Genomic DNA, 23,224 nt, shown 5'->3' with positions numbered 1-23,224 from the left:
GGCAGCTTTCATGCCCGCCGTGGGCGCCCTTTCCCAAGGCCCAGCCAGGGCAGCGCGCCTGCCCGCTCGGCCACCACGTAGAACAGATAGGGCCCCGCCACCCCCGCGATCACACCGGCGGGAGCATAGAGCACCACCAGCTGCGGGACATGGAGCTTCATCAGCAGCAGCCGCGTGGCTGCCGTGAAGAACAGGTGGGTCACGTAGATCGCCATCGACGCCGCTCCAAGCCGAGCCATCCATGCGAGCGGGGCGCCGCGCAGGGACATGGAGATCAGCAATACCGTCGCGATCCCCGCTATCGCGGCAGGCAGCAGGAACACCGAATTGAAGTTCATGCCGGTCAGCGGCCCGACGATCCCGTCGGTGACGACGAGCAGGCAGATCGCGGCGCCGCTCCACGCCATCTTGTGCTCGCCCTGCCAAGCCTTAACCCATCCGGACAGATGGACACCGGCAACGAAATATAACGGAAAATGAAGGAGTTGGTGAATGATCGTATCATTCTGGTAGAACTCGCCCAGCGCGAACATCAGGGTCACCGGAATGAATATCACCATTCTGTTGCCCACGATTGCATAGCAGCAGGAAAAGACGAACAGCGCGTAGAGAAACCAGAACGGGCTGGGCGGCGAAAGTGCGAGATGGTGGACGATATCGGCGACGCCGAACGGCTGCCCTGCCCCGTTCACGAAATGCCATATGCAATAGGTCAAGCTGGCCCACAGCAGGTAGGGATAAGCCACTCCCTCGACGCGGCCGCGCAGGAAACTCTGCCGGCCGCGCGCCAGCGGTATGACGGCGTTCACGCCCGCCAGGAAAATGAACAGCGGCATGTGGAAGGAGTAGATGACGAAGTCGAACCACGCCCAATGATCGCCTATTCCCACCGCCGCCAGCCCGCGTTCGACATGCCCGGCGACCACCAGGATGATGCCGACGCCGCGCGCCGCGTCGAGCCATTCGAGCCGCCTGGAGCCATTCGTGGCTTGCGGCCGCGCGGTTGAAGTCGCGCCTGCAGCAGCGTCGATGCTGATCGTCATAAGTGCCGCCCCGGCAATCCAGCGAGAGAATCAAGGCGATACATCATGCCGACCCTCCGCGTGGCCCCTTCGGCCGGCTTCTCACTCATTGGCATCGGCGTGGAGTCTCCAGAAACGCAGGAACGGAACAGGCCGCAATCGGCGCGCAGGCGTCAAGTGGAACCAACGCGCCACCGTAATGTTTAGGGCAGATCCGTAAGCGCGAGGGTCTTGAGTGAAAGTGCGTTATCAGTTCCTCGACGCACTTCGCGGATATGCGGCGATAGGGGTGGTCCTTTTCCATATCGGTACGCGTTTCGGCGGCATCCACACCGCCGTGAACGGATATGTGGCCGTCGATTTCTTCTTCATCCTGAGCGGCTTCGTACTGGCAGGCGCTTATGAGGACCGGCTCGCCTCGAAGCTGGGCCTTGCCAAGTTCTTCATATTGCGTGCAATCCGGTTGATGCCGATGGCTGTCTTTAGCGTCGTGGCAGGCACTGGCTATCTGTTGCTGCGCTATCACTTCGCGCCCGAACTTTCCGATCCCGTCTCGGATATCATGGCGGCGTCACTGCTCAACCTGTTCCTGCTCCCGAAGCTGTGGCTGACGGCGGCGACCCGCGACGAGACCTTCCCGGCCAATGGTCCGCTCTGGTCGTTGAGCATGGAAGTCGCCGCGAACCTCATCTGGGCGCGGTTCCTGGTCGGCACCCGGTTGGCAACCCTTGTTGCGATCTGCGGTGCCGGAGGCGCGCTGATCGTCTTCATGTCGCTCTGGAAGGGCACCGGCGACCTTGGCTGGAACGCCTATACCTATCTCGGCGGCATAGGGCGCATCACCTTCGGCTTCACCCTCGGGGTCGTCCTGTTCCGGACGAAAGACCGGATCAGGCTCCGCTCGCCGATATGGCCCTATGTGGCATTGTTCCTGCTGACCGTATCTATCTTCCTGCCGATCCGGCACGTGGCGTGGTTCCTCGCATGCGTGTTGGTGCTGCTGCCTTTCACCGTGGTCTGCGGCATGAGCGCCGGAGAGCGACGTTTTTCGCCGTTCGACGATGTTCTGGGAAGAATCTCCTACCCGCTATACGCGATCCACTATCCGATCCTGATGATGGGTGCGGGGCTGGAGAAGAAGTTCGGCAACAGCGCCGGTGCGCCCATGCTGAGCCTGGCGATCTTCGCGTTCGTCATTGCGGCATCCTATCTGTTGATGCGCTGTTTCGACGAACCGGTCCGCAGATATCTGACTACGCTGTATCTGAACTGGCGCCCCTCCTTGACCCCAACGATCAGGGGACCTCTCCAATGATCCGACCGCACAGGAAGGTGGTTGCACAGCGAATCCGTCCCGTCACGAGGTTGCTCCGCGGACTGGCGCTTGCCGCCGCGCTGTTGTCCAGCGGCAGCCAGGCGGCGGAGATGAGCGTTGCGGACTTCCGCAACACGCTCGGGATCAACACCCACCTGAACTATACCGACGGCGACTATAACCACGCGAACAAGGTGATCGAGGCGCTTCGCTACCTGGGCATATTTCACATACGCGACGGCGCCCCGTTCAAGGGATCCCAGGGTCAGGGGGCGCTTGCCCGAGCGGCGAAGGCAGGCCTCAAGTTCAACTTCGTGTTTCAGGGCAACCGGCCGCCCGCGGCGACCATCGACGATCTGCTGGCCTTCAACGCAGCCAATCCCGGCTCGATCGCGTCGCTGGAAGCGCCCAACGAGGTGAACAACTGGCCCCTGTCCTATGGGCTTTTAAAGGATGCGCCTGCGACCAACGCCTATCCCGCGACGCGCGCGTTCGTGCGGGATCTGCGCCGGCTGCTCCGCGCCACCCCGCTGCGCAGGACGCCCTTGCTGGCGCCGAGCTGGGTGAGCGTACCGACTATTGATGCTGCCGATGCGGACATCGGCAACGCCCACCCCTACCCGCGCAACGGCGATCAGGCGTCCCGCCAGATGGCCATCGAGGTGGGGAAGCAGAAGGCGGCGATACCGGACAAGCCGGTCTTCATCACCGAAACCGGCTATAACGATGCCACGAACATAAAGGGGGAAGCGGTCGATCGGGACACGGCTGCAAAGCTGATCCTCAACCTCTACGCCGCCTATGCCGCCGCAGGGATAGAACGCACTTTTCCATACCAGCTGCTCGATGCCTATCCCGATCCAGGCGGCAAGGCGTGGGAAAAGCATTGGGGACTGTTCGATACGAGCTGGCAACCCAAGCCGGCGGCGCGCGCCATCCATAACCTGACGACGATCCTGAGCGATGGAACGGGAGCGCGCACGACCAATAGGAAGCTCCAGACCCGCGTCGAAAGCGGACCGCCGGACCTGAAGCTGCTCGAACTTGCGAGAGCGGATGGCGCGACGCTGATCCTGCTGTGGCGTGAAGCGGACCTCTGGGACCAGGCCAATCGCCGGCCACTCGCCGTTGAGCCCGCAACCGTCCGACTGAGCTTCACGCCCGGCTCGAACCTTGCGGTCTATAGCCCGGTGACGGGCACGGAACCGGTCAACCGATCGAGCGGCGCATCGCTGACGCTGCCGATGGGAGATTCGATGATGATCGTCGAGGCAAAGCCGCTCGACGACGCCGGGCGCGGCAGGGAGAGGTGAAACTGTGCGGAGACGCTATCCGCTTCTGGGGACTGACGAATGAAGATTTCGGTTGTCATAGCAACGATCGGGCGGCCGGAGCTGGTTCCGGCGATGCTGGCCGCACTGGGGCGGCAGACGCGCACACCCGATCTGGCGATCATATCGGCGGTGAAGGAAGGCGACGTGGAGCTGGTCGACACGGCCTTCGAGACGGTCGTGCTGTTCGGGCGGAAGGGCCTGACCCGGCAGCGGAATCGCGCGCTGGATGTAGCCGAGAGCCGGAGCGACGTCATCATCTTCTTCGATGACGATTTCGTCCCCGCCGACGACTGGATCGAAGAGCTCGAGGCAATTTTCGAAAGCGAGCCCGACGTCGCCTGTGTTACCGGCAGCCTTCTGGCTGACGGCATCAACGGGCCCGGTTTCTCCCTGGCAGAAGCGGCGAAGCTGCTGGACCGCGCACGCGGGAAGCCGCGCGTCAGGCGCCTGCGCAGCTATGGCGCCCCCTATGGCTGCAACATGGCCTATGCCGTGAAGTTCGGTCGCGGGGTCCGGTTCGACGACCGTCTGCCGCTCTACGGCTGGCAGGAAGACCTGGATTTCGGATCACTGCTCGCCCGGCACGGGCGGCTGGTCAAGGCCAGGCAATTGATCGGCGTCCACATGGGCATCAAGTCGGGGCGCGTGTCCGGCGTTCGGCTCGGGGCTTCCCAGATCATCAACAACATCTATCTCTACAAGAAGGGTACGATGCCGCTCGGCCGCGCCATGAAGTTCGCCGGCAGGAACATCGCCGCCAATTTCATCGGAGCTATAAGGCCTCCTGCCTACATAGACCGTCGCGGCCGGCTAAAGGGCAATTTTCTGGGCATCGCGCAGGTGCTACGCGGACGAATCGATCCTGAATATGTGGAACAGATTTGAGCGCCGCACGCTTCCACGAAGGCCGTCATGGCGGTGACAATCATTCCGACGACCACTTGACCGAACCATCTGGCGCGCATCGTCAGCGGTGCGCATCAAGAACGGGCGTGGACCTGGAAAGCGCCTGCTCATGAACTCGATCCTGTTGTTCGCGGCGCGCGGATGGTCGCAGCTCTCGGCGTTGGTCCTGATGCTGGTCGCCGGCCGCTACCTGGGGCTGAACGATTTCGGCGAGTTCACGCTCGCTGCGGCGGTAGCGCTGATGCTCAACCAGTTCATGGCTGTCGGCACCTTCGAATATGTCATCCGCCATAGCGAGGAGAGAGACGCACCCAACACGGCGTTCTGGGTGAACATGATGCTGGGCGCAGCCTACTGGCTGGGCGGGATGCTGATCGCCTTCGTCGCCGGCAGGGTGTTCCGGTCCGACACAGTAGCCCTGCTCGTATATCTGATGGTGCCGCTGTCGCTGCCGGCCGGCGCCCGCAGCACGGCGGAATCGATCCTGGTGCGCGACGGTCGGCTGGGCAGCATGGCCGTTACCAGCATTGTGGTGGAAACAGCGGCGCTCGCCGTGGGAATCGCCGGATTGCTGACCGGCTGGGGCGTCTATTCGCTCGTCGCCACCCGCTATGTACAGTCGGGCTTTGCGTCGCTGGTCTTCCTGGCGGTGGCACGATGGATGCCGTCCTTCAGCTACTCGCAAGCGCAAGCGTCCGGCATGATGCGGCTGTGGCGCTCGATGATCGTCGATCGTGGGCTGGGCTATTTCCAGAACTACGGCGCGGATCTGCTGCTAGGCTGGTTCATGAGCCCCGCTGCAGTCGCGATCTATCGGATGAGCTCGCGCATCATCGCGCTGGTCACGACCATCGTCTATGAACCGATGCGGACGATCAACTGGCGGATATTGTCGCGGATCCATTCGAACGGCGGCGAGATCGGACGCGCGACGGAGCTGATCATCGGATGCATCTATCTGCTCCTGCTCGGGCCCCTGTTGCTGCTCGGGATAACCGGTGGCGACGTGACCGTTTTCGCGCTGGGACCTCAGTGGCGGGGCACCGAACTGGTCATCATGCTCCTCTCGATCAGCGCGCTGTTCGGCCTGCCCAGCCAGCTCTCCGAACCCGGATTCGGCGTGGCGGGCGCGATCCGCCGGCTTCCGCTCCAGCGGATCATCACCATTTCGATCAGCATCTCCATGCTGTTCGTCTTCGCCCGCTATGGCCCGGTAGGCGCCGCCGCGTCCCAGACGATGGCCGCCGCGCTCGGCTTCCTCGTGACCGCCATCATCCAGAATCGCGTGCTCGGCGTTCGTCCGCGGCATTATCTGGTCAACGGCGGCTATGCCCTCGCCGCCGGACTGATGGCGGTCGGACTGGCGAAACTGTTCGAGGATTTCGCCCCAGGCATGCCGGGCATCGTCCGCCTGTCGGCGATGGTGCTGATCGATGTGGCGATCTATGCCGGACTGGTGGCGCTGTTCCGCCGCAAGCCGCTGCTCGACCTGTTGCGGCTGGCGTCGGGACGCGAAGTTCCCGCATAGCGCATCATTCGTCGGTGCTAATCCGAAATCTCGGTGATCGACGGCTCCCGATGCGGCTCCGGGCGATTCAGCATCGCCTCAACAAGCGGCGATGGAAGCCGTTTGGCCTGCATGAACAGCCGGCCCAGATATTCGCCGATGATGCCGAGGAAGATCGAATTGAGCGTGATCGACAGCAACAGCAGCAAGGTTGTGGTCGCGAAGCCCGCCGGCCAGGCGGAGCCGGTCGTCAATCGCCATAGCAGATAGACGAAGATCAGGACGAAGGTGATGCTGCCCACGAACAGCCCAACGGCCGAGGCAATCCGCAGTGGCAGCAGCGAATGGTTGAGCAGTCCGTCCACTGCCAGCGACACCATCGGCCTGATCGAGAATTTGCTGCGCCCGGCGATCCGGCTGCCGCGATCATATTCGATGCCGACCTGGGAGAATCCCATCGAGCTTATAAGCCCGCGCAGATAGGGCGAGGTATCCTGCACGACGCGCAGCTCACGCAATATGCGGCGGTCGACCAACCGGAACTCGCCGGCGTCGATTGGCAGATCGTCGTCGCTCATTGCGGCGATCAGCCTGTAGAAGCTTCGCCGCGCCCAGCGCGTGACCGGGCCGTCGCGCAGGCTTCGCCGCACGCCGTAAATGACATGATGCCCTTCGCGCCAGCGCTTCAGCATCTCCGGGATCAGCTCGGGCGGATCTTGCAGATCGCAGTCGAGCTGGATCGCGCACTCGCCCTCGGCGTGCTGGTAGCCGACCAGCAGCGAGCGCTGATAGCCATAGTTGCGCGAGAAGCGGATCACGCGGACCCGTCGGTCCTTCGCGGCGATATCGGAGAGGATCGCGAAGGTCCTGTCCGACGAATGATTATCGGTGAAGACGATCTCATACTCATAGGCCGGCAACTTCGCGAAGACGGACAGGATCGTCTCATAGCATCGCTCGACCGTCGCTTCCTCGTCAAAGGCCGGCACGATGATCGAGACCAGCGTGGGTATTGCGTGCATCTTCATGCCGCCGCCACTCTCGCGCCGCGCCGGCATTCGGCGATCAGTCCCTTGATCCCCGAGACGATGTCGATGCGCGGCCGCCAGCCCATCAGCTGCTCCGCGCGTTTGCTGGACAATTGCAGCGTCACGGGATCGCTCTGGGCGCTGCACTGGACCAGCTTCGAATCCGCTCCCGCCAGCGCGGCCACGATGGCGGCAAGCTCCGCGACTCCCACCGCCTCCCCCGAGCCGACATTGACGATCTCTCCGCCGGGCAGGCCGGCGGTGGCCATCCGGTAGAGGGCATCGACAGCGTCCGAGACATGGATGAGGTCGCGCCGGTCGAGCGGTCTGCCAAGCTTGATCGGCTGACCCGAAGTACAGGAGGCGACCAGCGACGGGACGAGGAAATCGGGAGCCTGGCCGGGTCCGTAGACCAGAGCCAGCCTTGCGGTGATCAACGGGAAAGGCAGTTGTGGGGCGAGCGCCTGGGCATAATAGGTCCCGGCGACGATGGCCGCGGCATAGCCGTTATCGGGATGTTCGCGCTGCCCTTCCCGGAATGGAACCCGCGCGACGCCATATTCCGCGATCGACCCCGTCCTCACGAAGCACCGGATACGGCTGGTCGCCCTGCCGGATTCCTGCGCGAGGGTCAGGAAGCCCGTCGCTTCCTCCAGCGCAGCCTGGGCGACGCCCGGCTCATGCCGGCGCTTGGTGGCCCCGACGAGGTAGAATATGTGGGTTGGGCGCGTCTCGGCGAGGCACTGACCGACCGCCGCCGCGTCTAGCAGCGACAGCCGGTGCAGCCCGATCGACGCCAAGACAGGCGTCAGCCGGGAAATGTCGCTGGATGGCCGGGCAACCACGTCGACATGGTGCCCCTCCGCGACGCACCGCCGGACGAGGTGCGACCCGACAAATCCCGCGCCGCCGACCACCAAGACGCGCATCGCCACGTCCCCGCTCCTATTCCGCCGCCGCTACGCGCGAGCTCTGGACCTGCCGGTCGGCGAACGCCGCGAAGGTGCCATGCATATGGTCGATCTGCGCGTCGTCGAGCCCGTGGTGGCAGGCCAGCAAGATCCCGCCCCGCATCACGCTGTCGGCCACCGGATAACCTTGCGGCGATTTCCGATGTACGACGGAGCGCATCGCCGGCTGGCGCAGGATATTACCGGTGAACACTGGCCGCGTCTGAATGTCGTGCGCTTCGAGCCAGATCTGCATCTCGCGCCGGGTGAAGGGCGCATCGTCGCGCAGGCTCAGCGGGAAGGAGAGCCACCCCGTCCGTGCATCGGGCAATTCCTGCGGCAGGATGAACCAGTCCTCGTAATCCGCAAAGAAGGCCCGCTGCCGCGCGAAATTCTCGATCCTGCGACGGATGTTATCCTCGAGCCGGTCGAGCTGGACCAATCCAAACGCGGCGCCGAGCTCGGATGGCTCCAGATTGTAGCCAAGCGCCTCGAACACGAACTTCGCATCATATTCGATACCGTCGACATCGACGTCGAACCGCGATTCCGCCGCCTCGGAGTCGACGAACAGCGACGATGTCCGCCCCCACGAGCGCAGCAACCGGGCGCTTCGAGCAAGTGTGTCGTCGTTGACGCACAGCATACCGCCATTGCCAGCCGCGTTGATGACATGCGAGCCATAGAAGCTGGTGGTGCTGATGTGGGACCGAAGGCCGGTGCTGCGGCCTCGCAGCGTCGCACCCAGCGTATCTGCACTATCTTCCACGACCATCAGCTTATGCCGGGTCGCGATTTCCCAGATCCGGTCCCAGTCGGGCAGATTGCCGATGAGCGACGGGATCATCATGGCCCGCGTATTAGGCCCGATCATGGCCTCGATGGCCTCGGCGTCGATATTGTACGTCCCTTCCTCGACATCGACGAAGGCGGGCACCAGCCCGTGGCGGGCGATCGGCGCCACCGTCGTTGCGAAGGTCAGCGCAGGCGTGATCACCTCGCTGCCGGCGGGCAGCCCCAGCAGCTCGACCGCGAGATAGTTGGCCGAGGATCCGGAGTTGACCATGATGCCGTGCGCCTTGGCGAACAGCGCCGCGACACCCGCTTCCATCGCGCGCACCTTCGCGCCCATCTGCGTGGACGCGCCGAGCACCTCGATCACGGCCGCGATCTCTGCCTCGCCGTGTACGCTCTGTCCGTAATTCACGCGCATATTGAAACACCTTCGGTCCGGAGGGAGGATCCAAGATCCAGATATGAGGCGAGTTGGTCTCGGCTGATGGCGCGCATGTCGGCAGCACCCCGAAGCGACGCGGCATACCATTCAGCGGTAAGCTTTATCGTCTGCTGCATCGACAGCCTGGGCTGCCAGCCGAGTCCTGCAAAAGCCTTGCTGCTATCGAGACGCAGCACTGCGGCTTCATGGAGCGCAGCGACCCCGGACGCGAACTCTACGGGAAGGTCGAGTTCCGGCGCCGCCTGCATGATGGCACGTGCTATCGTTTCCGCGTCAGCACCGCTGGTGTCCGCGGGACCGAAGTTCCACGGGCCCGAGCAAGCCGGTCCATCGTCACCGAGCAGGCGCGCCGCGAGTAGCAGATAGCCCGACAGCGGTTCGAGGACATGCTGCCACGGCCGGATGCTGCGTGGGTTCCGGATGACCATCGGCGAGCGGCTATGCGCGGCTCGGATGATATCCGGTATCAGCCTGTCCTCGGCCCAGTCGCCGCCGCCTATGACATTGCCTGCCCTGACCGTCGCGAGCTGCGGTCCGCCGGGGCTGGCGAACCAGTTGCGCCGGTAGCACTCGGCAACCAGCTCGGTACAGGCCTTCGAGGCGCTATAGGGGTCTGTTCCGCCGAGCCGATCGGTTTCCCGATAGGGCGTCGCCGATCCCCGATCGTCATAGCATTTGTCGCTCGTCACCACGATCGCGGCGCGCATCGACGGCATCGCCCTGGCGATATCCAGGACGTTCGCCGTGCCGGTGACGTTGATGTCGAAGGTTTCCGCGGGGTGGCGATGCGATCGACGTACGATCGGCTGTGCGGCAAGGTGAAACAGGATGTCGGCGTCGACGCCTTCGGCGGCGCGCTGCAGCGCCTTCACGTCACGGATATCGGCGATGCGGCTGTCGACCAGCCCGCCAATTCCCGCCGAATGGTAGAAGGAGGGAACCGTCGGCGGCGGCAGCGAGATACCGACGACTTCGGCGCCAAGGGACTCCAGCCAGAGACACAGCCACCCGCCCTTGAAGCCGCTATGCCCGGTGACCAGGACGCGGCGACCCGCCAGAGCCGTCGCAACCACCTCGTCGTTGGACGGCTGGTCAGGCATAAATCTTCGGCCGCACCGTCGCACCGGGCTCCCGGTCGAACTGCAGCCAGGGCGGCGTGCCGTCGACGCAGAGCTGCTCAAGCTGCTCGCGGTCCCGCACTGTGTCCATGGGGTGCCAGAAGCCTTTGTGCTTATAAGCGAACAGCTGGCCATCCCGTGCGAGCTGCGCTAGCGGCGCCTGTTCGAGCTGTTCCTTGTCGCCGCTCAGATAATCGAAGACACCCGGTTCGAAGACGAAATAGCCGCCGTTGATCCAGGTTTCGTAGCTGGTGACCTTTTCGGTGAACTCCGCCACGCGATCGCCCGACAGATCGAGGCTGCCGAACCGCGCAGGCGGCTGGACTGCGGTGACCGTCGCGAGGCCGCCATGCGACCGGTGGAACGCCAGAAGGGCGTCGATATCGACATTGCCGACACCGTCCGAATAGGTGACCATGAAGGTCTCGTCGCCGAGCCAGTCGCGCAGCCGGCGCAATCGGCCGCCGGTCATCGTGGTTTCTCCGGTGTCGACCACCGAAACGTTCCAGTTGACTTGGCGACACGGTTTGAGGTCCATGCGGCCGGTGCCGATCGTAACCGTGAAGTCGTTGTTCATCAGATGAAGATTGTTGAAAAAAGACTTCATCATCATGCATTTGTATCCGCATGCTATGATGAAATCATGCTGGCCCCAATGGTTGTAGATATCCATCACGTGGAGCATGATCGGCCGTCCGGCCACTTCCACCATCGGCTTCGGAATGCGAACCGTTTCCTCGGAGATGCGGGAACCAAGCCCGCCCGCTAGCAGCACCGTTTGCATATGCGTGCCCCCTTGATGTTCGGCCCTATCGGCCATGTGCTTGATATAGCCGCATCGGAGCGGAGCCGGCGCTGCGCAGGGGGATTAGTGGACGAACCTATCGGGCGGTCCTGCCCGGTTCCATCGGCACAACTCTCATCCTGAGGGGTTAGCCGGCGTACCTCGATCAAGCTTTCGCTTGGTGGCCGGGCGGAGCGCAGCCGGGGCTCGAGTGCCCTGCTCTACTGATGGGCAAACGCGGCGCCGGACCGCCGACGCAAAGCAGACGGAATCAGCGCGCCGGCGGATGCGCGGCGCGCACGAAGAGCTGCGGCTGCGGGCCGATATCGACCGGGACATAACGGCGCGAGCGGGCATAGTCGACGAACGCGCGATCGAGCTCGCCTTCTTGGCCAGTAACGATCGCAGCTGGCGGATTCGCGTCGAGAAACGCCGATAGACCGCGCGGCGAAGTCGTCACGAAGTGGCGACGCTGGGCCGGCGGCAGATAGTCGGCCACTCGATAGACGAAGGGTCCGGCGGCGAACTCGCGATAAATCGGCAGCCCCCCTTCCAGCGCTATGATCGGCGCGAGGGTGGCTACTCGCCCATCCACGCCCGCCTGTTCGAGAACCGTCCGAATCCGCGCGCCCTGAGCGTGAACGACATTGCCGGTCCAGCGGGCGGGCTGGCCCACGGCGGGAACAGCCGGCAGGACTCTCGGCAGGATGATGGCCAGCGCGATCGCGCCTGCCGTGCCGATCAGCGACTGCATCCGGCGCTGTGCCGGCACGTCGAGCTGCCGATAGCATAGTAGCGCAAGGATCAGCATGAACGGTACCGGAGGCTCGTAATATTGCGGAAAGGCGGGACTCGGCACGAAGCTCATGATCGCAGCGAGTGCCGTGATCGCTGCGACGAGCAGGATCGGCCAATCGGTGAGTCGCCGCCACCCGGATTGCGCCAGAGTCCATCCGCAGGTGCCTGCCAGCATCGCCGCGAGCAATCCCGATCCGGCGAACCAGATCCCGTCGGCCACCAGCATCTTCGCCGCTGCGCTCATCGCCTTGGGCGCCGTGGAATGCTGCCAATAGGCAAGGTGGCCGCCCGTGAAGTAGCTGACCGTGTGAGCGTAGAGGGTTTGCGGCCCGCTGATCAACGGCACCAGGCCTGGAAGCGCACCAAGAACGCCTCCCCCGACCAGTGGCCATATCACGCGGCGGAAGCGTTCGGCATTGGTCATGCCTAGCGGCGCCAGCAGCGCCGCAACCGCGATCGGCGGGACCAGGAAGACATAGCTGATCTTCAGGATAACGGCGAAACCTATGGCGAAGCCGGCCGCGAACAGCATCCAGGGCCGTATCGGCCGCTGATCCGGCGCGGCGGCGAACAGGTGGACACCGAGCATCGCGAACGGGATGGGCAGGAAATTATTGGTGACCAATGTTCCCGCGGGGCCGAGCAGCGTCCCCGCCATCAACACCAACACGAAGGCCGCGCCGACGGTTCGATGTCCGCCGGACGCGTGGCTGGCGATCATCCACATCACCGATGCGGCCGCGATCCAGCACAGGAAGATCAGCAGCCGCCCGGTCAGCAAGAGATGGTCGGCGCCGACCGCGGCGTAGAGCCCGCCAAGGAGAAGCGGCAGGCCCGGCAAGTGATTATAGCCCAGCGCACCGTAGAGCGGCTCCCGGAAGATGAGCTGTGCGGCCGCTATGTGGATCTGCTCGTCATGGCCCAGCGGCGTGACCATGATGCGGCCGAACAAACCCGCCAGAAGGATGGCGGCGCAGCACCAGAGCGCAAGGGGGATGCGTCCGGCCTTGTGTCGATCCAGCGCCGGAACCAGGATGGGAGCGACAACAGCCTCTCCCACCGCAACGCTCATCGCTTGCTCCCGACTGCCTGGGCCGAATTGTCGAAGTGCATCCTGGCGTGCGGCTGCCTGCCTCGCGGCACCATGCTCTCATAGACCGCCATGACCGCCTCGGCATGCTTTTCCTCGCCGAAGCGGTAGCGGGCATCGATGCGAGCGGTTGTCGCCAATCTAGCCGACCTCGCCGGATCCGCCAGCAGCGAAAGACATGCCGCGGAAAGGGCTTCCGGCCGCTCGGGTGTTACCAGCAAGCCTGTCGCACCATCGCGAATCGCCTCTATGTTGCCGCCCGACGCAGTGGCCACCACCGGCGTGCCCACGAGCATCGCCTCGATCAGGGTACGGCCGAAAGGCTCGTCGACGGCGGGGATCATCAAGAGATCACAACCTGCCAGCCAGAAGGAGCCCGGTGTGCGATAGCCGAGGACATGGACGATATCCTGCACGCCCAGCCGCACCGCGAGTTCCTTCACGCGCTCGGCCATGCCGTCCAGCGGCTCGCCGAACATGACGCCATGTACCTCGGAGCGCGGCGATGCCTGCCGCATCGCCGCGATTGCCTCGACGAACAGCAGCGGACGCTTGCGGTCGATCAGGGCGCCGGCATAGGCAACGACGCGTGCCCTGGAAGAAGCCGCGGGCAACAGGTCCAGCAGGGCCGATCGGGCGCCGGCCCTGTCGTGCACCATGTTGGTATCGAACGGGCTGTGGATAACATGGGCGCGCGGCGCCGCGGAATACCAGCCCGGCCGTGGCGCGGCGAAATGCGAAACCGCGATGACGCGATCCGCCAGAGCTGGCGCGACGAGGCGGAGACCGGCTGCATTGGGCGACCCCCGATGATGCCAGAGCAGCTTGGCGGTGGCGAGTTTGGCTGGAAGGCCCCACGTCGCCAGCGTCCGCCCGTCGTTGCAATGAACGATCTGTACATTCTGGCTGCGCAAGAACCGCGCGAGCCGCGGCGCCGCGGACAGCAGGCGAAGTGCAGCCCCGGCCGGCACTGGGCGCCCATGCTCGAGTTCAACTGTCTTCGGAGCGATTTCGAACCGGATATTCTCGCTGCGCAGCAGCTCGGCTATCGCACTCCGCTCATATTGCACCACGACGATGGGGTCATATTTCTCGCGGTCGAGATGCCGGATGAGAGCCGCCGACGAGATATGGCTCCCGCCAACCAGGCTCCCGACGAAGGGAAAGCATATTTTGACAGGCATCATGCAGCTCCATCCGAGGTAGGCATCTGCGTGTTGAGCACCAGGGATTCTATTTCCGAGCCGACTCCTACCCTCGCCATGATGATCAACCGGCTTCCATCCGGCGATACCCGGAACAAAGTGCCCGCCGTCTTCGCGCCTTCCGATCGGGCGACGAGCAGCCATGCCCCGGGGCCCGAGAGGTACCGGACGATATTACCAAGCGCTCGACGCAGATCGCCTTCACCGAAATAACCCCGATTCAGGATGTTGGCGGCCCTGATAAAATCGAATCGGCCTATGAATTTTTCGGTCAGCTGGAAGATGTCGTTGCGTTCCACAGTGATGCTGGGTTCGTCGCGCAACGCCCGGCTCAGCAGCCACAGCTTTCGCGTCGAACGCTCCCGATAGCGGAGGTGGCGGCGCACCGGCGCTTTCACCAGCATCCGGAGTAGCGCCAGAAGGATGGCGATGCCGGTCACATAGTCGGCACGACGGATCCATGCCCGAACCGCTCGGCCGAGCAGTTCATATTGCAGGGGTAATCCCTGTTCGTCGACCAGCACCCGGAGTCCGGGAAATATGTCGAGCAGATAGGCGCCCAGCGACAGATCGGTCCCGACGATCCGCGGGGTCTGGCCCGCCAGCGCCAGCCGCTTGCTGAGCGCAAGCGTCGTGGTTCCCGACGAAATGCCGACATCCAGGACGTGCGAAAGCTGAACGTTCGCACTGGTGAACATTTCGGCACATCTATCGTCGAGTCGCTTGAAGCGATCGTTCGCCGTCCGCTTGAACGTGTTGTTGCCGGTCTTCAGGCCCGCAAAGAAACGATCTTCGGCCTCGGGCGTGATTGCAGCGGCGTCATCCGAAAAATATTGCGTAGCGGTAATGGACATGAGGGCCTCCGGGACTCTTCTTAGCGCTTGCAGCGACGCCGCAGGGCGACGATTCCGGATTAAGCCAGCTTATAAGCTGCACTCTTGCACGGGACGGGTCATCGGATTCCCAACGACCTTGTGGGGAGCCGGCATGACCGAACGCGAGAGCAAGAGATGGGCGCGCCTGGTGACGGCAATAGGCGCGTTGAACAATCGACGCGTTCGCGCCGTCGGACATCTGCTGACCGGCACCTCGGCCACCGTCGTCCTGAGCCTGCTGTCGATAACCTTCGCCGCGCGTGCGCTGGGGCCGACGCAATACGGCGTACTCGCGCTGATTCTCACGCTCGGCCAGGCCTGCGAAAGACTCCTCAGCTTTCAGTCGTGGCAGCCGCTGATCCGCTATGGCGCGACGCTCGACCCGGTGCGCGATCGCGACGATCTGCGATCACTGTTCAAGTTCGGCCTGATGCTGGATGCGATTGGCAGCGTCGCGGCATGGGCGGTCGCCAGCCTGCTTGCCATCGCGGGGCATTTTCTCTTCGGCATTCCGTGGGCGACGGTGGGGGTCGCCCTGATTTTCCTGCTTTCGCTGCTTTTCAACATGAATGGCACCGCCACCGCGGCATTCCGCTTGTCCGGGCGGTTTCGCATGGTCGCCTATCTTCAGGTGGCGGTGGCGATTGTCCGGCTCAGCGCGACGCTGTTCGCGTTCGCGACAGGGGCCGGCCTGATCGGTTTCGTGATCGTCTGGGGTTCGACACAGGCGCTCGGCGCCCTGCTCAACATCGCTTGCGCCATGCGCCTGCAGGCGAGCCTCGGCGTGACCAGCGTGCTCACAGCCAGCCTCTCTGGAATGGCCCAGCGTTTCCCCAATGTCTGGGGATTCACCTGGGGGGCCAACATATCGCTCACCATCTGGTCCAGCGCGCAGCAGGTCGATACGCTGATCGTCGGTTGGCTGGCGGATCCTGCCGCGGCGGGCATGTTTCATATCGCCAAGCGCGTCAGCCGGGTAGTCCAGCAGGTCGGCAGCAATGTCGAAGCGGTGGTGTATCCCGACCTGAGCCGCCTCTGGGGGGATGGCAAGAAAACGGCGTTCGTCCGGCTGCTGATCGAAACCGAAGTCATATTGGCACTGTTCGGGGCGACCTGTTTCGTAGTGGCCTTGCTGTTGTCCAGAATAGTGCTCGAGGCGACCGCCGGGCCGAGCTTCGGTGCGGCAGCGCCGCTGCTCAGCATCCAGATCCTGGCGGTCGGACTGACGATCAGCGGCGCAGCCAGTCGCGCCGGCCTGCTCGCGATGGGTCACCAGCCGGCCGTCCTGCGCACGGTCCTCGCGGCGGCGGCGATTTTCTATTGTTCGGTCGTCCCGCTCATCGGGATCTTCGGCGCAATGGGCGCGAACGTCGCGCATGTCCTGTTCGGCACGGTCTGGCTCGGCGGGCTCGGCTGGTCGCTGCGCCAGGGGCTGCGTTCATCGCAACCCGGGGCTGTGGTCAACGAGGCCGCAGATGGAGGTAGGACGGGTCGAACTGCGCGAAGTTCTTGAGTTGCTCGGGATCGTTGAGAGACAGCATACCGTGCCTGAGTTTCACTGCGCCGGTGTCCTCCAGTAATTTCAGCGTGCGATTGGCCTGAACGGTGGTCATGCCCAGCGCAGCCGACAGATCCGCGTGGCTGACCGGAAAGCTGAGGCTGCCGTTCGAAGCCGCACCGGCGGCGCGCGCGCGCCAGAACAGCTCGCAAAACAGATGCGCCATGCGCACCTCGGCTACCATCTGGCTGTTTCGCATAAGCCACGTCCGGAACATGCTCGCCTGCACCAGCGTCTCTCGCCATAAGAGATCGCGGACGTTGGGGCGCCGGTCCAACACCGCAAGAATCTCCGCGTGCTCGACCAGAAGGATCCGGCTCGGTACGGTGGCGCTTATCGCTGTGTCCATGACCGGCATGTGCAGCGTTTCGGCGGAAGGCACGTCGGTCGGCAGATAGAAGGCGTGGATCTGGCGTTCGCCGTCGTCGGTAACGGTGAACCGGTGCAGAAGGCCGGTGACGATCCCCACGACGTGCGACGGACGATCGCCCACGCTGATGAGTTGCGCGCCCCTGCCGACATCGCGGAGCTCTCCCCGTATGGCGCGAAGCGCATGCCGATCGTCATCGTCGAGATGGCCGATAAGCTCCAGCCGGCTTATGAAAGTCTCACCCGGCATCGCCAGGTCCGATCTCGTCGCTTCCAAAAAGCAATCCGTCGATAATCTCGACCGCGTCGCCGAAGGGGAGTACGATCACCGTCGATCCGCTCGCGTCCATCACATCTATCCAGCCGCGCAGGTCCACTCGGCCGCGCTGCAGTTCGTCGCACATGATCGATCGAGCGGCAGCAACTGCATATTGCCTGGCAGCCTCCGGGCCCGGCAGGGTCACGCCCTCATAGTCTTCGATGAAGCCAACCGAATTATACAGGTGGAAGCGATAATGCGGCATCGTTTCCTTCATCCGAACAGGGTGCAGTTGTATCAGCGGCTTGTTACGAGCGTCGCAATATACGTTACTGCCAGGCCGCGGCACAGCGGCTGGTTCGCCGCCGCCGATCGCGATCATGAACCTGCGCTACCCTTTCCCGCAAGCGTCACGATCTTCACACGCGCACCTGGACGAACGGCGCCCGGCCCGTTCAGCGCGGTCAGCAGCGCCAGACCATGCGGATCGGCGACCCGCCTCGCCAGGCTCTGCACTGTCTCGCCTGGCACGACCGTGACCACCCGGACCACTCGCGGCCGAAGCCGTGCGACCTCCTCCGGCGCCAGCAGGTGAAACGAGGCGAACAATCGCTGGATGGCCGCCGCGCTCTCGTCCGATGGAGGCGACACGATGGCGAAGTGGTAGGCATGGCCGCCGCCTGCGTCATAGGCCGCCACTGCGAGTGGGAGCGAGCCCTCGCGAGTCAGGATGCGTACCGGCACGATGATCGTGGGCAACCCGTTGACGATGGTGGCCTGCGCTATGCCGATCTCAGCCTGCACATCGCCCAGCAACTGCGGCAGCATCGCCTCAACATAGGCCGGTAAGCCTCCCGGCGGGATCGGTCCGCCGGCGAACTCACCGCGTACGCCGGCGGGGCCCGATAGCGTGATAGCCTGTGGGCTGTTGGTCAGCGTGAAGCCCTCCGGCGCCTCGAAACCGATCCGCATGATCGGATGCGCAAAACGGCGGCCGAGCACGAAGCCCTGCTCGGGATCGTCACCGTATAGCAGGCCGTCGACGGCGGCGAGATAGGCGGGGGCATTCTCGGAGAGGGCGTCGTCCATGAGGCCCGTCTCCTCGGCAAGATGATGAGCCCGCTCCACCCGCTTTCCGGTCAGCGGATGGCTAAGCGCCCATTCGGGAACCCCTCTGGCCGCATCGCGGCCGCCGCTGTCGGTGAGAAAAGCCTCCTGACGACCGAGAGCGTCGAGCATGTCCGCGGCGGCATAAGGATCATAGCCCGCACGACGAAGAAACCGGATGCCGAGCTCGTCCGCCTCATATTCCTGGCTGCGCGAGTATCGTAGCGTGAACATCTCCGCCGCGGCGCCCGCGAGGCGCGTAAGCCGTTCCGATCCGGTCAGGCTCACCACGATAACCCCTAACATGCTCCACAGGGATCGGCTTTGCTGGCGCTGGCTATGCCGCGCGACGATGTGGCCGACTTCATGGCCCAGCACAGAGGCCAACTCGGCTTCGCTGGATACGATCGCCATCAGCCCGCGCGTAACGTAGATATAGCAGCCCGGCACGGCGAAGGCGTTGACCACGTCGCTGTTGACGAGGGTGAAGGTGCATCGGCCGCCCAGCCCCGCTGCGTCGGAGACGGTGGCACCGAGCCGCTGGACATAGTCCTCCTGCGGCCCCCGATATTCGCCGCCGAACTGGGCGAGAAGCTGCGGATGCTGCTGCGCGCCGAAATCGCGGTCTTCCTGGCTGACGCTCGCCGCATATTCGGGCGCGGGGCGGTCGCACCCAGCAAGGATGAGCGAAAGCGAGAAGCCGAGAGCGGAGATCCGCCGGATCATCGAGCGATGCCCATGGGTATCAGCGTCGCGTCGCGACGGCGGAGAGAAGCCGCGGACCGAGCCATCCCAAACGCGGGGAGAACAGGAAGAGCATCGACATCCTTCGGATTGCAGGCGTGGATACCGCCTAAATGCGCAGCGCTACGTTCCGTGCCCTGGCGCAAACGGCTAGACCGCTGCCGCCTCCAGCGCCTGCAGCATCGCCTCCCCGAAATAGTGGTTGCCATGCGTCGCATCCCTCGCATGGGACGGCCTGAGCAAGCCCGCCTCACCCCGCAGGCGACGAGGCACTTCCAAATAGGAGCAGCCCAGTTGCTCGCACGCCTCGCGGATCATCCGGCTCGCCAGCAGCCAGGTACGGTAGCGGACTCCTGCAGGTGCTACTCCAAGCGAATGGAAGTCCGGCTGGTCGATGAAATAGGATTCGGCATGGGCGATGATCCAGTCCGCCCGGCGCACCGGCGGCGGCGATTCCAGCTGCCAAAACGGGCCGATCAGCGCGTGCAGCAGGCGCAGGCGCTGGACCTCCGGCTGCAATATATCGGCGAGGATGGCGCGCATCTCTTCCTCCGACCTTATCGGTACGCTGTCGTCGATCGGCAGCGTTTCGCCACCCTCGATCCTGAAATCGAACCGCTCGCGCGGGATCAGCACATAGGCGCTGTGAGCGTTGCCCCCCATCACCGACGCAACGATCGGGTGGTGCCGCTCGATCTGGTCGAGAATGACGCGCTTCACGCCGGACGAAAAATCGTTGCCGTCCATCTCGGGTGCGAATGCCGGATCGAGCAGATGGATTGTCCTCGCTCGCGGCCGATCGGGATCCGCCTCCCGCCGGATGATGGCGGCCTGGCGGATCGGGCCGACGTGACTATGACCGATGATCAGCAGGTTGCGGCCGGCGGTCGAGGCTTCTCCGCTAAGTTCCGGGGACATTTTCGCCCTTGCCCCAGTCACGCCCCTCGAAAGCCGTGATCCGTACGTCCAGATCCTGCCAGCCATCGATGCAGCGCAGCGAAATACTGATCCCATCGGGATGCGAGCGCGGACGATAGAAGCTCTTGATGCCGCATTGCGAGCAGAAGATGTGCCGCGCCTTGCCGCTGCCGAAGCGGTACGTGGTGGTGTCGCGCTGTCCCTCGAGCAGGCGGAAGCTGCTATCGGGCACGATCAGGTGGAGAAAGCCCGTCATCGAACAGATGGAGCAGTTGCAATCGAGGATCGCAAGCGGGGGCTCGCCCACCTCCGCCTCGAACCGCACCAGTCCGCAATGACAACCGCCTTCGACCTTCACCTTCAGCCTTTCGCGATATAGCGCGTTATCAGGCATCCGCCTGCCGATCCCACGCCCGATACGAAACTGCCCCATGCCATGTCGAGCACGGTGATGCGGCTGCTCCACACTATCAGCGTGGCCTGGTTGGTCAGGTCGTAGGTTGCATAGGCGAAGAAACCGAACAGCGCGCCCTTGAGCAGCGCACTCTGCCAGCCGGCTCCGGCGTTACCGGGCAACACCGCGAAATAGACCAGTCCCGCGATATAGAGCGCGTAGAACAGGATCGCCGGGGCCATCCGGGGCTCGGGCGCCAGGATGGAGCCGATCAGCGGCTGGTACAGCGACGGTCCCACCTGGGTGAGCCAGACGAAGTCCAGTGCGGCGAAAACAACCAGGGTCGCCACATAGGCGACGATGACGCGGGTCATGTGATCCTCCCCCCTAAATCCTGCCCTTCATGGACGAGTTGGCCATTGCCGTCATCCTTGTCTTTTCGGCGACGAGCGACGATGAAGCGGCACGGCGTCATCCTCCTCGGGGTCGCCGGGATTCGGGGAAAGCATGTCGGTTCCAGATCGCGGCCCGGGTTCCGCGACCATCTTCATCGTTGCGACCATCCTCATCGACGCTATCGGATTCGGCATCGTCATCCCGGTGCTACCGCGGCTCGTGATGGACCTTGGCCGGCTCGACCTCGCACAGGCGACCTGGATGGGCGGATGGCTCGCCGTGACCTATGCACTGACCCAGTTCCTCTGCGGCCCGCTGGCCGGCAATCTCGGCGATCGCTTCGGCCGGCGGCCGGTGCTGCTGCTCGCGCTGGCTGGGCTGTCCATCGACTATATGCTGCTCGGATTCGCGCCCAGCCTCGGCTGGCTGTTTGCAGGGCGCCTGATAGCGGGTATCTTCGGCGCGTCCTTCGGCCCGGCAACCGCTGCCTTGGCCGACATAACAGTGCCCGAAGAGCGGGCGAAGCGTTTTGGGCTGGTCGGGGCGGCGTTCGGCATCGGCTTTATCGTCGGGCCCGCGATCGGCGGCCTGCTGGGCGATTTCAGCCCCCGCGCGCCCTTCTGGGCCGCAGCGGGGCTTGCAGCGGCCAATTTCACCTTCGGCTACTTCAGGTTCCCGGAAACCTTGCCCGTGGATCGACGGCGTCCGTTCGATCTTGCCCGCGCCAATCCGGTCGGCGCACTCATCGCGGCCCGCAAGCTTCGCGGTGTGCTGGGGCTTGCCGGCATATTGCTCCTCTGGAACGTGGCTTCGATGGTCTACCCGGCGACCTGGGCCTATTTCGCGATTGCAGAATATGGCTGGTCCAGCGGCATGATCGGCGCGTCGCTCGCTCTGGCGGGAATATCGATGACGGTCGTGCAGGTCCTCATCCTTGGCCGCGTCGTCAAGCGGCTGCGCGAACGGCGAGCGGCCATGATCGGCACCGGCGTGGCAGCGATATGCTATCTGCTGTATGCGCTCGTTCCCGATGCCCGCTTCGGCCTCGTTCTCGTCGTCGTCTCGTCGTTAGCGGCTCTAGTCCAGCCGTCGGTCACCGCCTTGATGTCGCAGCGCGCTCCCGCCGAGGCCCAAGGCGAGATGCAGGGCTTCATCGGCAGTTTGAATGCCGTCGGCGCGATCGCAGGGCCACTGCTTCTCAACCCGGCCCTCGCCTGGTTCACCGGGCCGACCGCGCCAGTGCATTTTCCCGGCGCGGCATTCGTGATCGCCTCTGCCTTCGGTTTGCTGGCTTTCCTGGCGCTGATGCGCACACGGCGCGTGCGTGACCATGAGGCACTGGCTCAGACCTTGACGACAGCGGGCTAACGCTATCGGTGGGGAGCGCAAAGCGCTTCCACCTCAAGCGCGGCTCTAGATTCCGTCGGCGACCGGAGCGTAGCCGAGCCGCACGAGCCCGGCGCCGATCGCGGTAAGGCAGCTCTCGATGGTCACGGCGTCAATCGAGCGAACGACGAAGTTGGCACCGACCCTGCCCTCGCGGAAAAAGGGATAGCTGCCGATCTGCGATCCCGGATGCGCCTTTTCGGTCTCGCGCAGCAGTTCGGCCACCTCACTTTCGGCCACCCAGCAGCCGATCGTGCGCGACAGCATCGGCCGGCCCCCTCGGAGCTGGTTCGACAGGGCTTCGAGCATCATCCCCGCAATGTGGGGGACGCCGGCCAGGATGAAGATATTGCCGATGCGAATACCCGGCGCGCCTGACATGCAATTCTCGATCAACTCCGCACCATCGGGCACCCGGGCCATCCGAAGCCGTGCGTCGTTCAGCCCGCCGCGGCTTGCATAATATTCCTCGAGGATGGCACGCGCCTTGGGATGGATCACCACCGGCACGTCCAGGGCCGCGGCAATCGCGTCGACAGTGATGTCATCATGCGTCGGACCTATGCCGCCGGTGGTAAACAGATAGTCGTTGCGCGCCTTGAGCTGGACCACCGCCTCGCCGATCAGCGCCATGTCATCGGCTACGATCCGCACCTCGGACAACCGGATGCCCTGGATGTTCAACCATAATGCGACCTGGGATACGTTCTTGTCCTGAGTCCTCCCCGACAGGATTTCGTCGCCAATGACGAGCAGGGCCGCGGTCCAGATTCGCTCTTCTTGGTTCTGCGGGGTCATTGGCAAAGCCATAGTGCCGGATCCACGCTAGTGGAAGCGCGATGCGGCACCCATACTCGTCGCGTCTGCAGAAAGACGGGAGGGCCGGGCAGCGCAACGACGCTCGCAATGAGCCCGCACTTCGCT

22 protein-coding genes are annotated in these 23,224 nt (G+C 64.2%); 6 read left to right on the top strand and 16 right to left on the bottom strand.

What is annotated here, in order from left to right; genetic code table 11:
* Window positions 1-8: 8 nt before the first annotated feature.
* Window positions 9-1,043, bottom strand: coding sequence for an acyltransferase family protein (locus tag AAC645_RS04425; RefSeq protein WP_340314138.1), 1,035 nt, complete (start codon window positions 1,041-1,043; stop codon window positions 9-11).
* A gap of 214 nt (window positions 1,044-1,257) precedes the next feature.
* Between AAC645_RS04425 and AAC645_RS04420 the strand changes: the two genes are divergently transcribed.
* The 4 genes from AAC645_RS04420 to AAC645_RS04405 all read left to right on the top strand — a co-directional run bounded on the left by AAC645_RS04420 (window position 1,258) and on the right by AAC645_RS04405 (window position 6,105).
* Entirely contained in the window at window positions 1,258-2,337 is a 1,080-nt protein-coding gene (locus AAC645_RS04420; RefSeq protein WP_340314137.1) for an acyltransferase family protein, read from the top strand.
* Entirely contained in the window at window positions 2,334-3,650 is a 1,317-nt protein-coding gene (locus tag AAC645_RS04415) for a hypothetical protein (RefSeq protein WP_340314135.1), read from the top strand. The genes AAC645_RS04420 and AAC645_RS04415 overlap by 4 nt, the downstream gene beginning before the upstream one ends.
* A 39-nt stretch (window positions 3,651-3,689) precedes the next feature.
* Window positions 3,690-4,556 carry a glycosyltransferase family 2 protein gene (locus AAC645_RS04410; protein WP_340314134.1) on the top strand — a complete coding sequence of 289 codons (867 nt, stop codon included), beginning with the start codon at window positions 3,690-3,692 and terminating at the stop codon, window positions 4,554-4,556.
* A 130-nt stretch (window positions 4,557-4,686) separates the two neighbouring features.
* The gene (locus AAC645_RS04405; RefSeq protein ID WP_340314133.1) at window positions 4,687-6,105 is read left to right on the top strand and encodes an oligosaccharide flippase family protein; all 1,419 of its coding nucleotides are present in this window, start codon (window positions 4,687-4,689) and stop codon (window positions 6,103-6,105) included.
* A 17-nt stretch (window positions 6,106-6,122) separates the two neighbouring features.
* On the opposite strand, the gene AAC645_RS04400 is transcribed toward AAC645_RS04405, so the two are convergent.
* The 8 genes from AAC645_RS04400 to AAC645_RS04365 all read right to left on the bottom strand — a co-directional run bounded on the left by AAC645_RS04400 (window position 6,123) and on the right by AAC645_RS04365 (window position 15,148).
* The gene (locus tag AAC645_RS04400) at window positions 6,123-7,142 is read right to left on the bottom strand and encodes a glycosyltransferase family 2 protein (RefSeq protein WP_340314132.1); all 1,020 of its coding nucleotides are present in this window, start codon (window positions 7,140-7,142) and stop codon (window positions 6,123-6,125) included.
* On the bottom strand, window positions 7,109-8,041 hold the full coding sequence (locus AAC645_RS04395; RefSeq protein WP_340314163.1) for an NAD-dependent epimerase/dehydratase family protein: 933 nt from the start codon (window positions 8,039-8,041) through the stop codon (window positions 7,109-7,111). Before AAC645_RS04395 ends, AAC645_RS04400 begins: the two co-directional genes overlap by 34 nt.
* A 16-nt stretch (window positions 8,042-8,057) precedes the next feature.
* The gene (locus AAC645_RS04390; RefSeq protein WP_340314131.1) at window positions 8,058-9,275 is read right to left on the bottom strand and encodes a DegT/DnrJ/EryC1/StrS family aminotransferase; all 1,218 of its coding nucleotides are present in this window, start codon (window positions 9,273-9,275) and stop codon (window positions 8,058-8,060) included.
* The gene (gene rfbG / locus AAC645_RS04385) at window positions 9,266-10,399 is read right to left on the bottom strand and encodes a CDP-glucose 4,6-dehydratase (protein ID WP_340314130.1); all 1,134 of its coding nucleotides are present in this window, start codon (window positions 10,397-10,399) and stop codon (window positions 9,266-9,268) included. The genes AAC645_RS04390 and rfbG overlap by 10 nt, the downstream gene beginning before the upstream one ends.
* Window positions 10,392-11,201: a glucose-1-phosphate cytidylyltransferase gene (gene rfbF, locus AAC645_RS04380; protein ID WP_340314128.1), complete on the bottom strand. Its 810-nt coding sequence runs from the start codon at window positions 11,199-11,201 to the stop codon at window positions 10,392-10,394. The genes rfbG and rfbF overlap by 8 nt, the downstream gene beginning before the upstream one ends.
* Window positions 11,202-11,472: 271 nt before the next feature.
* Window positions 11,473-13,071 (bottom strand): hypothetical protein, encoded by a 1,599-nt coding sequence (locus AAC645_RS04375; protein WP_340314126.1) that lies wholly within the window; start codon window positions 13,069-13,071, stop codon window positions 11,473-11,475.
* Window positions 13,068-14,276, bottom strand: coding sequence for a glycosyltransferase family 4 protein (locus AAC645_RS04370; protein ID WP_340314124.1), 1,209 nt, complete (start codon window positions 14,274-14,276; stop codon window positions 13,068-13,070). Before AAC645_RS04370 ends, AAC645_RS04375 begins: the two co-directional genes overlap by 4 nt.
* Entirely contained in the window at window positions 14,273-15,148 is an 876-nt protein-coding gene (locus AAC645_RS04365; protein ID WP_340314123.1) for a hypothetical protein, read from the bottom strand. The genes AAC645_RS04370 and AAC645_RS04365 overlap by 4 nt, the downstream gene beginning before the upstream one ends.
* A gap of 133 nt (window positions 15,149-15,281) precedes the next feature.
* On the opposite strand from AAC645_RS04365, the gene AAC645_RS04360 reads away from it, so the two are divergent.
* Window positions 15,282-16,682, top strand: coding sequence for a lipopolysaccharide biosynthesis protein (locus AAC645_RS04360; RefSeq protein WP_340314121.1), 1,401 nt, complete (start codon window positions 15,282-15,284; stop codon window positions 16,680-16,682).
* Here AAC645_RS04360 and AAC645_RS04355 read toward each other — a convergent pair.
* The 6 genes from AAC645_RS04355 to AAC645_RS04330 form a co-directional block, all read right to left on the bottom strand.
* Entirely contained in the window at window positions 16,630-17,346 is a 717-nt protein-coding gene (locus tag AAC645_RS04355; protein WP_340314119.1) for a Crp/Fnr family transcriptional regulator, read from the bottom strand. The two genes, AAC645_RS04360 and AAC645_RS04355, sit on opposite strands and share 53 nt — an antisense overlap.
* Window positions 17,336-17,737 carry a DUF6894 family protein gene (locus AAC645_RS04350; RefSeq protein WP_340314117.1) on the bottom strand — a complete coding sequence of 134 codons (402 nt, stop codon included), beginning with the start codon at window positions 17,735-17,737 and terminating at the stop codon, window positions 17,336-17,338. Before AAC645_RS04350 ends, AAC645_RS04355 begins: the two co-directional genes overlap by 11 nt.
* Window positions 17,734-19,188: a M48 family metalloprotease gene (locus tag AAC645_RS04345; RefSeq protein ID WP_340314115.1), complete on the bottom strand. Its 1,455-nt coding sequence runs from the start codon at window positions 19,186-19,188 to the stop codon at window positions 17,734-17,736. The genes AAC645_RS04350 and AAC645_RS04345 overlap by 4 nt, the downstream gene beginning before the upstream one ends.
* A 168-nt stretch (window positions 19,189-19,356) precedes the next feature.
* Window positions 19,357-20,124: a hypothetical protein gene (locus tag AAC645_RS04340; RefSeq protein WP_340314113.1), complete on the bottom strand. Its 768-nt coding sequence runs from the start codon at window positions 20,122-20,124 to the stop codon at window positions 19,357-19,359.
* The gene (locus AAC645_RS04335; RefSeq protein ID WP_340314112.1) at window positions 20,108-20,518 is read right to left on the bottom strand and encodes a GFA family protein; all 411 of its coding nucleotides are present in this window, start codon (window positions 20,516-20,518) and stop codon (window positions 20,108-20,110) included. Before AAC645_RS04335 ends, AAC645_RS04340 begins: the two co-directional genes overlap by 17 nt.
* Window positions 20,485-20,892 carry a DUF2177 family protein gene (locus AAC645_RS04330; protein ID WP_340314111.1) on the bottom strand — a complete coding sequence of 136 codons (408 nt, stop codon included), beginning with the start codon at window positions 20,890-20,892 and terminating at the stop codon, window positions 20,485-20,487. The genes AAC645_RS04335 and AAC645_RS04330 overlap by 34 nt, the downstream gene beginning before the upstream one ends.
* 133 nt (window positions 20,893-21,025) lie before the next feature.
* Between AAC645_RS04330 and AAC645_RS04325 the strand changes: the two genes are divergently transcribed.
* A complete protein-coding gene (locus AAC645_RS04325) occupies window positions 21,026-22,282 on the top strand; it encodes a TCR/Tet family MFS transporter (RefSeq protein ID WP_340314110.1) in 1,257 nt (418 codons plus the stop codon).
* 45 nt (window positions 22,283-22,327) lie between these two features.
* On the opposite strand, the gene AAC645_RS04320 is transcribed toward AAC645_RS04325, so the two are convergent.
* Window positions 22,328-23,110: a competence/damage-inducible protein A gene (locus tag AAC645_RS04320; RefSeq protein WP_340314108.1), complete on the bottom strand. Its 783-nt coding sequence runs from the start codon at window positions 23,108-23,110 to the stop codon at window positions 22,328-22,330.
* Window positions 23,111-23,224: the final 114 nt, after the last annotated feature.

The organism is Rhizorhabdus argentea, from assembly GCF_037861105.1.
GTDB lineage: Bacteria > Pseudomonadota > Alphaproteobacteria > Sphingomonadales > Sphingomonadaceae > Rhizorhabdus > Rhizorhabdus argentea.
Note: the sequence above shows the minus strand (reverse complement) of the source record. Positions and strands in the feature narration are given on the sequence as shown.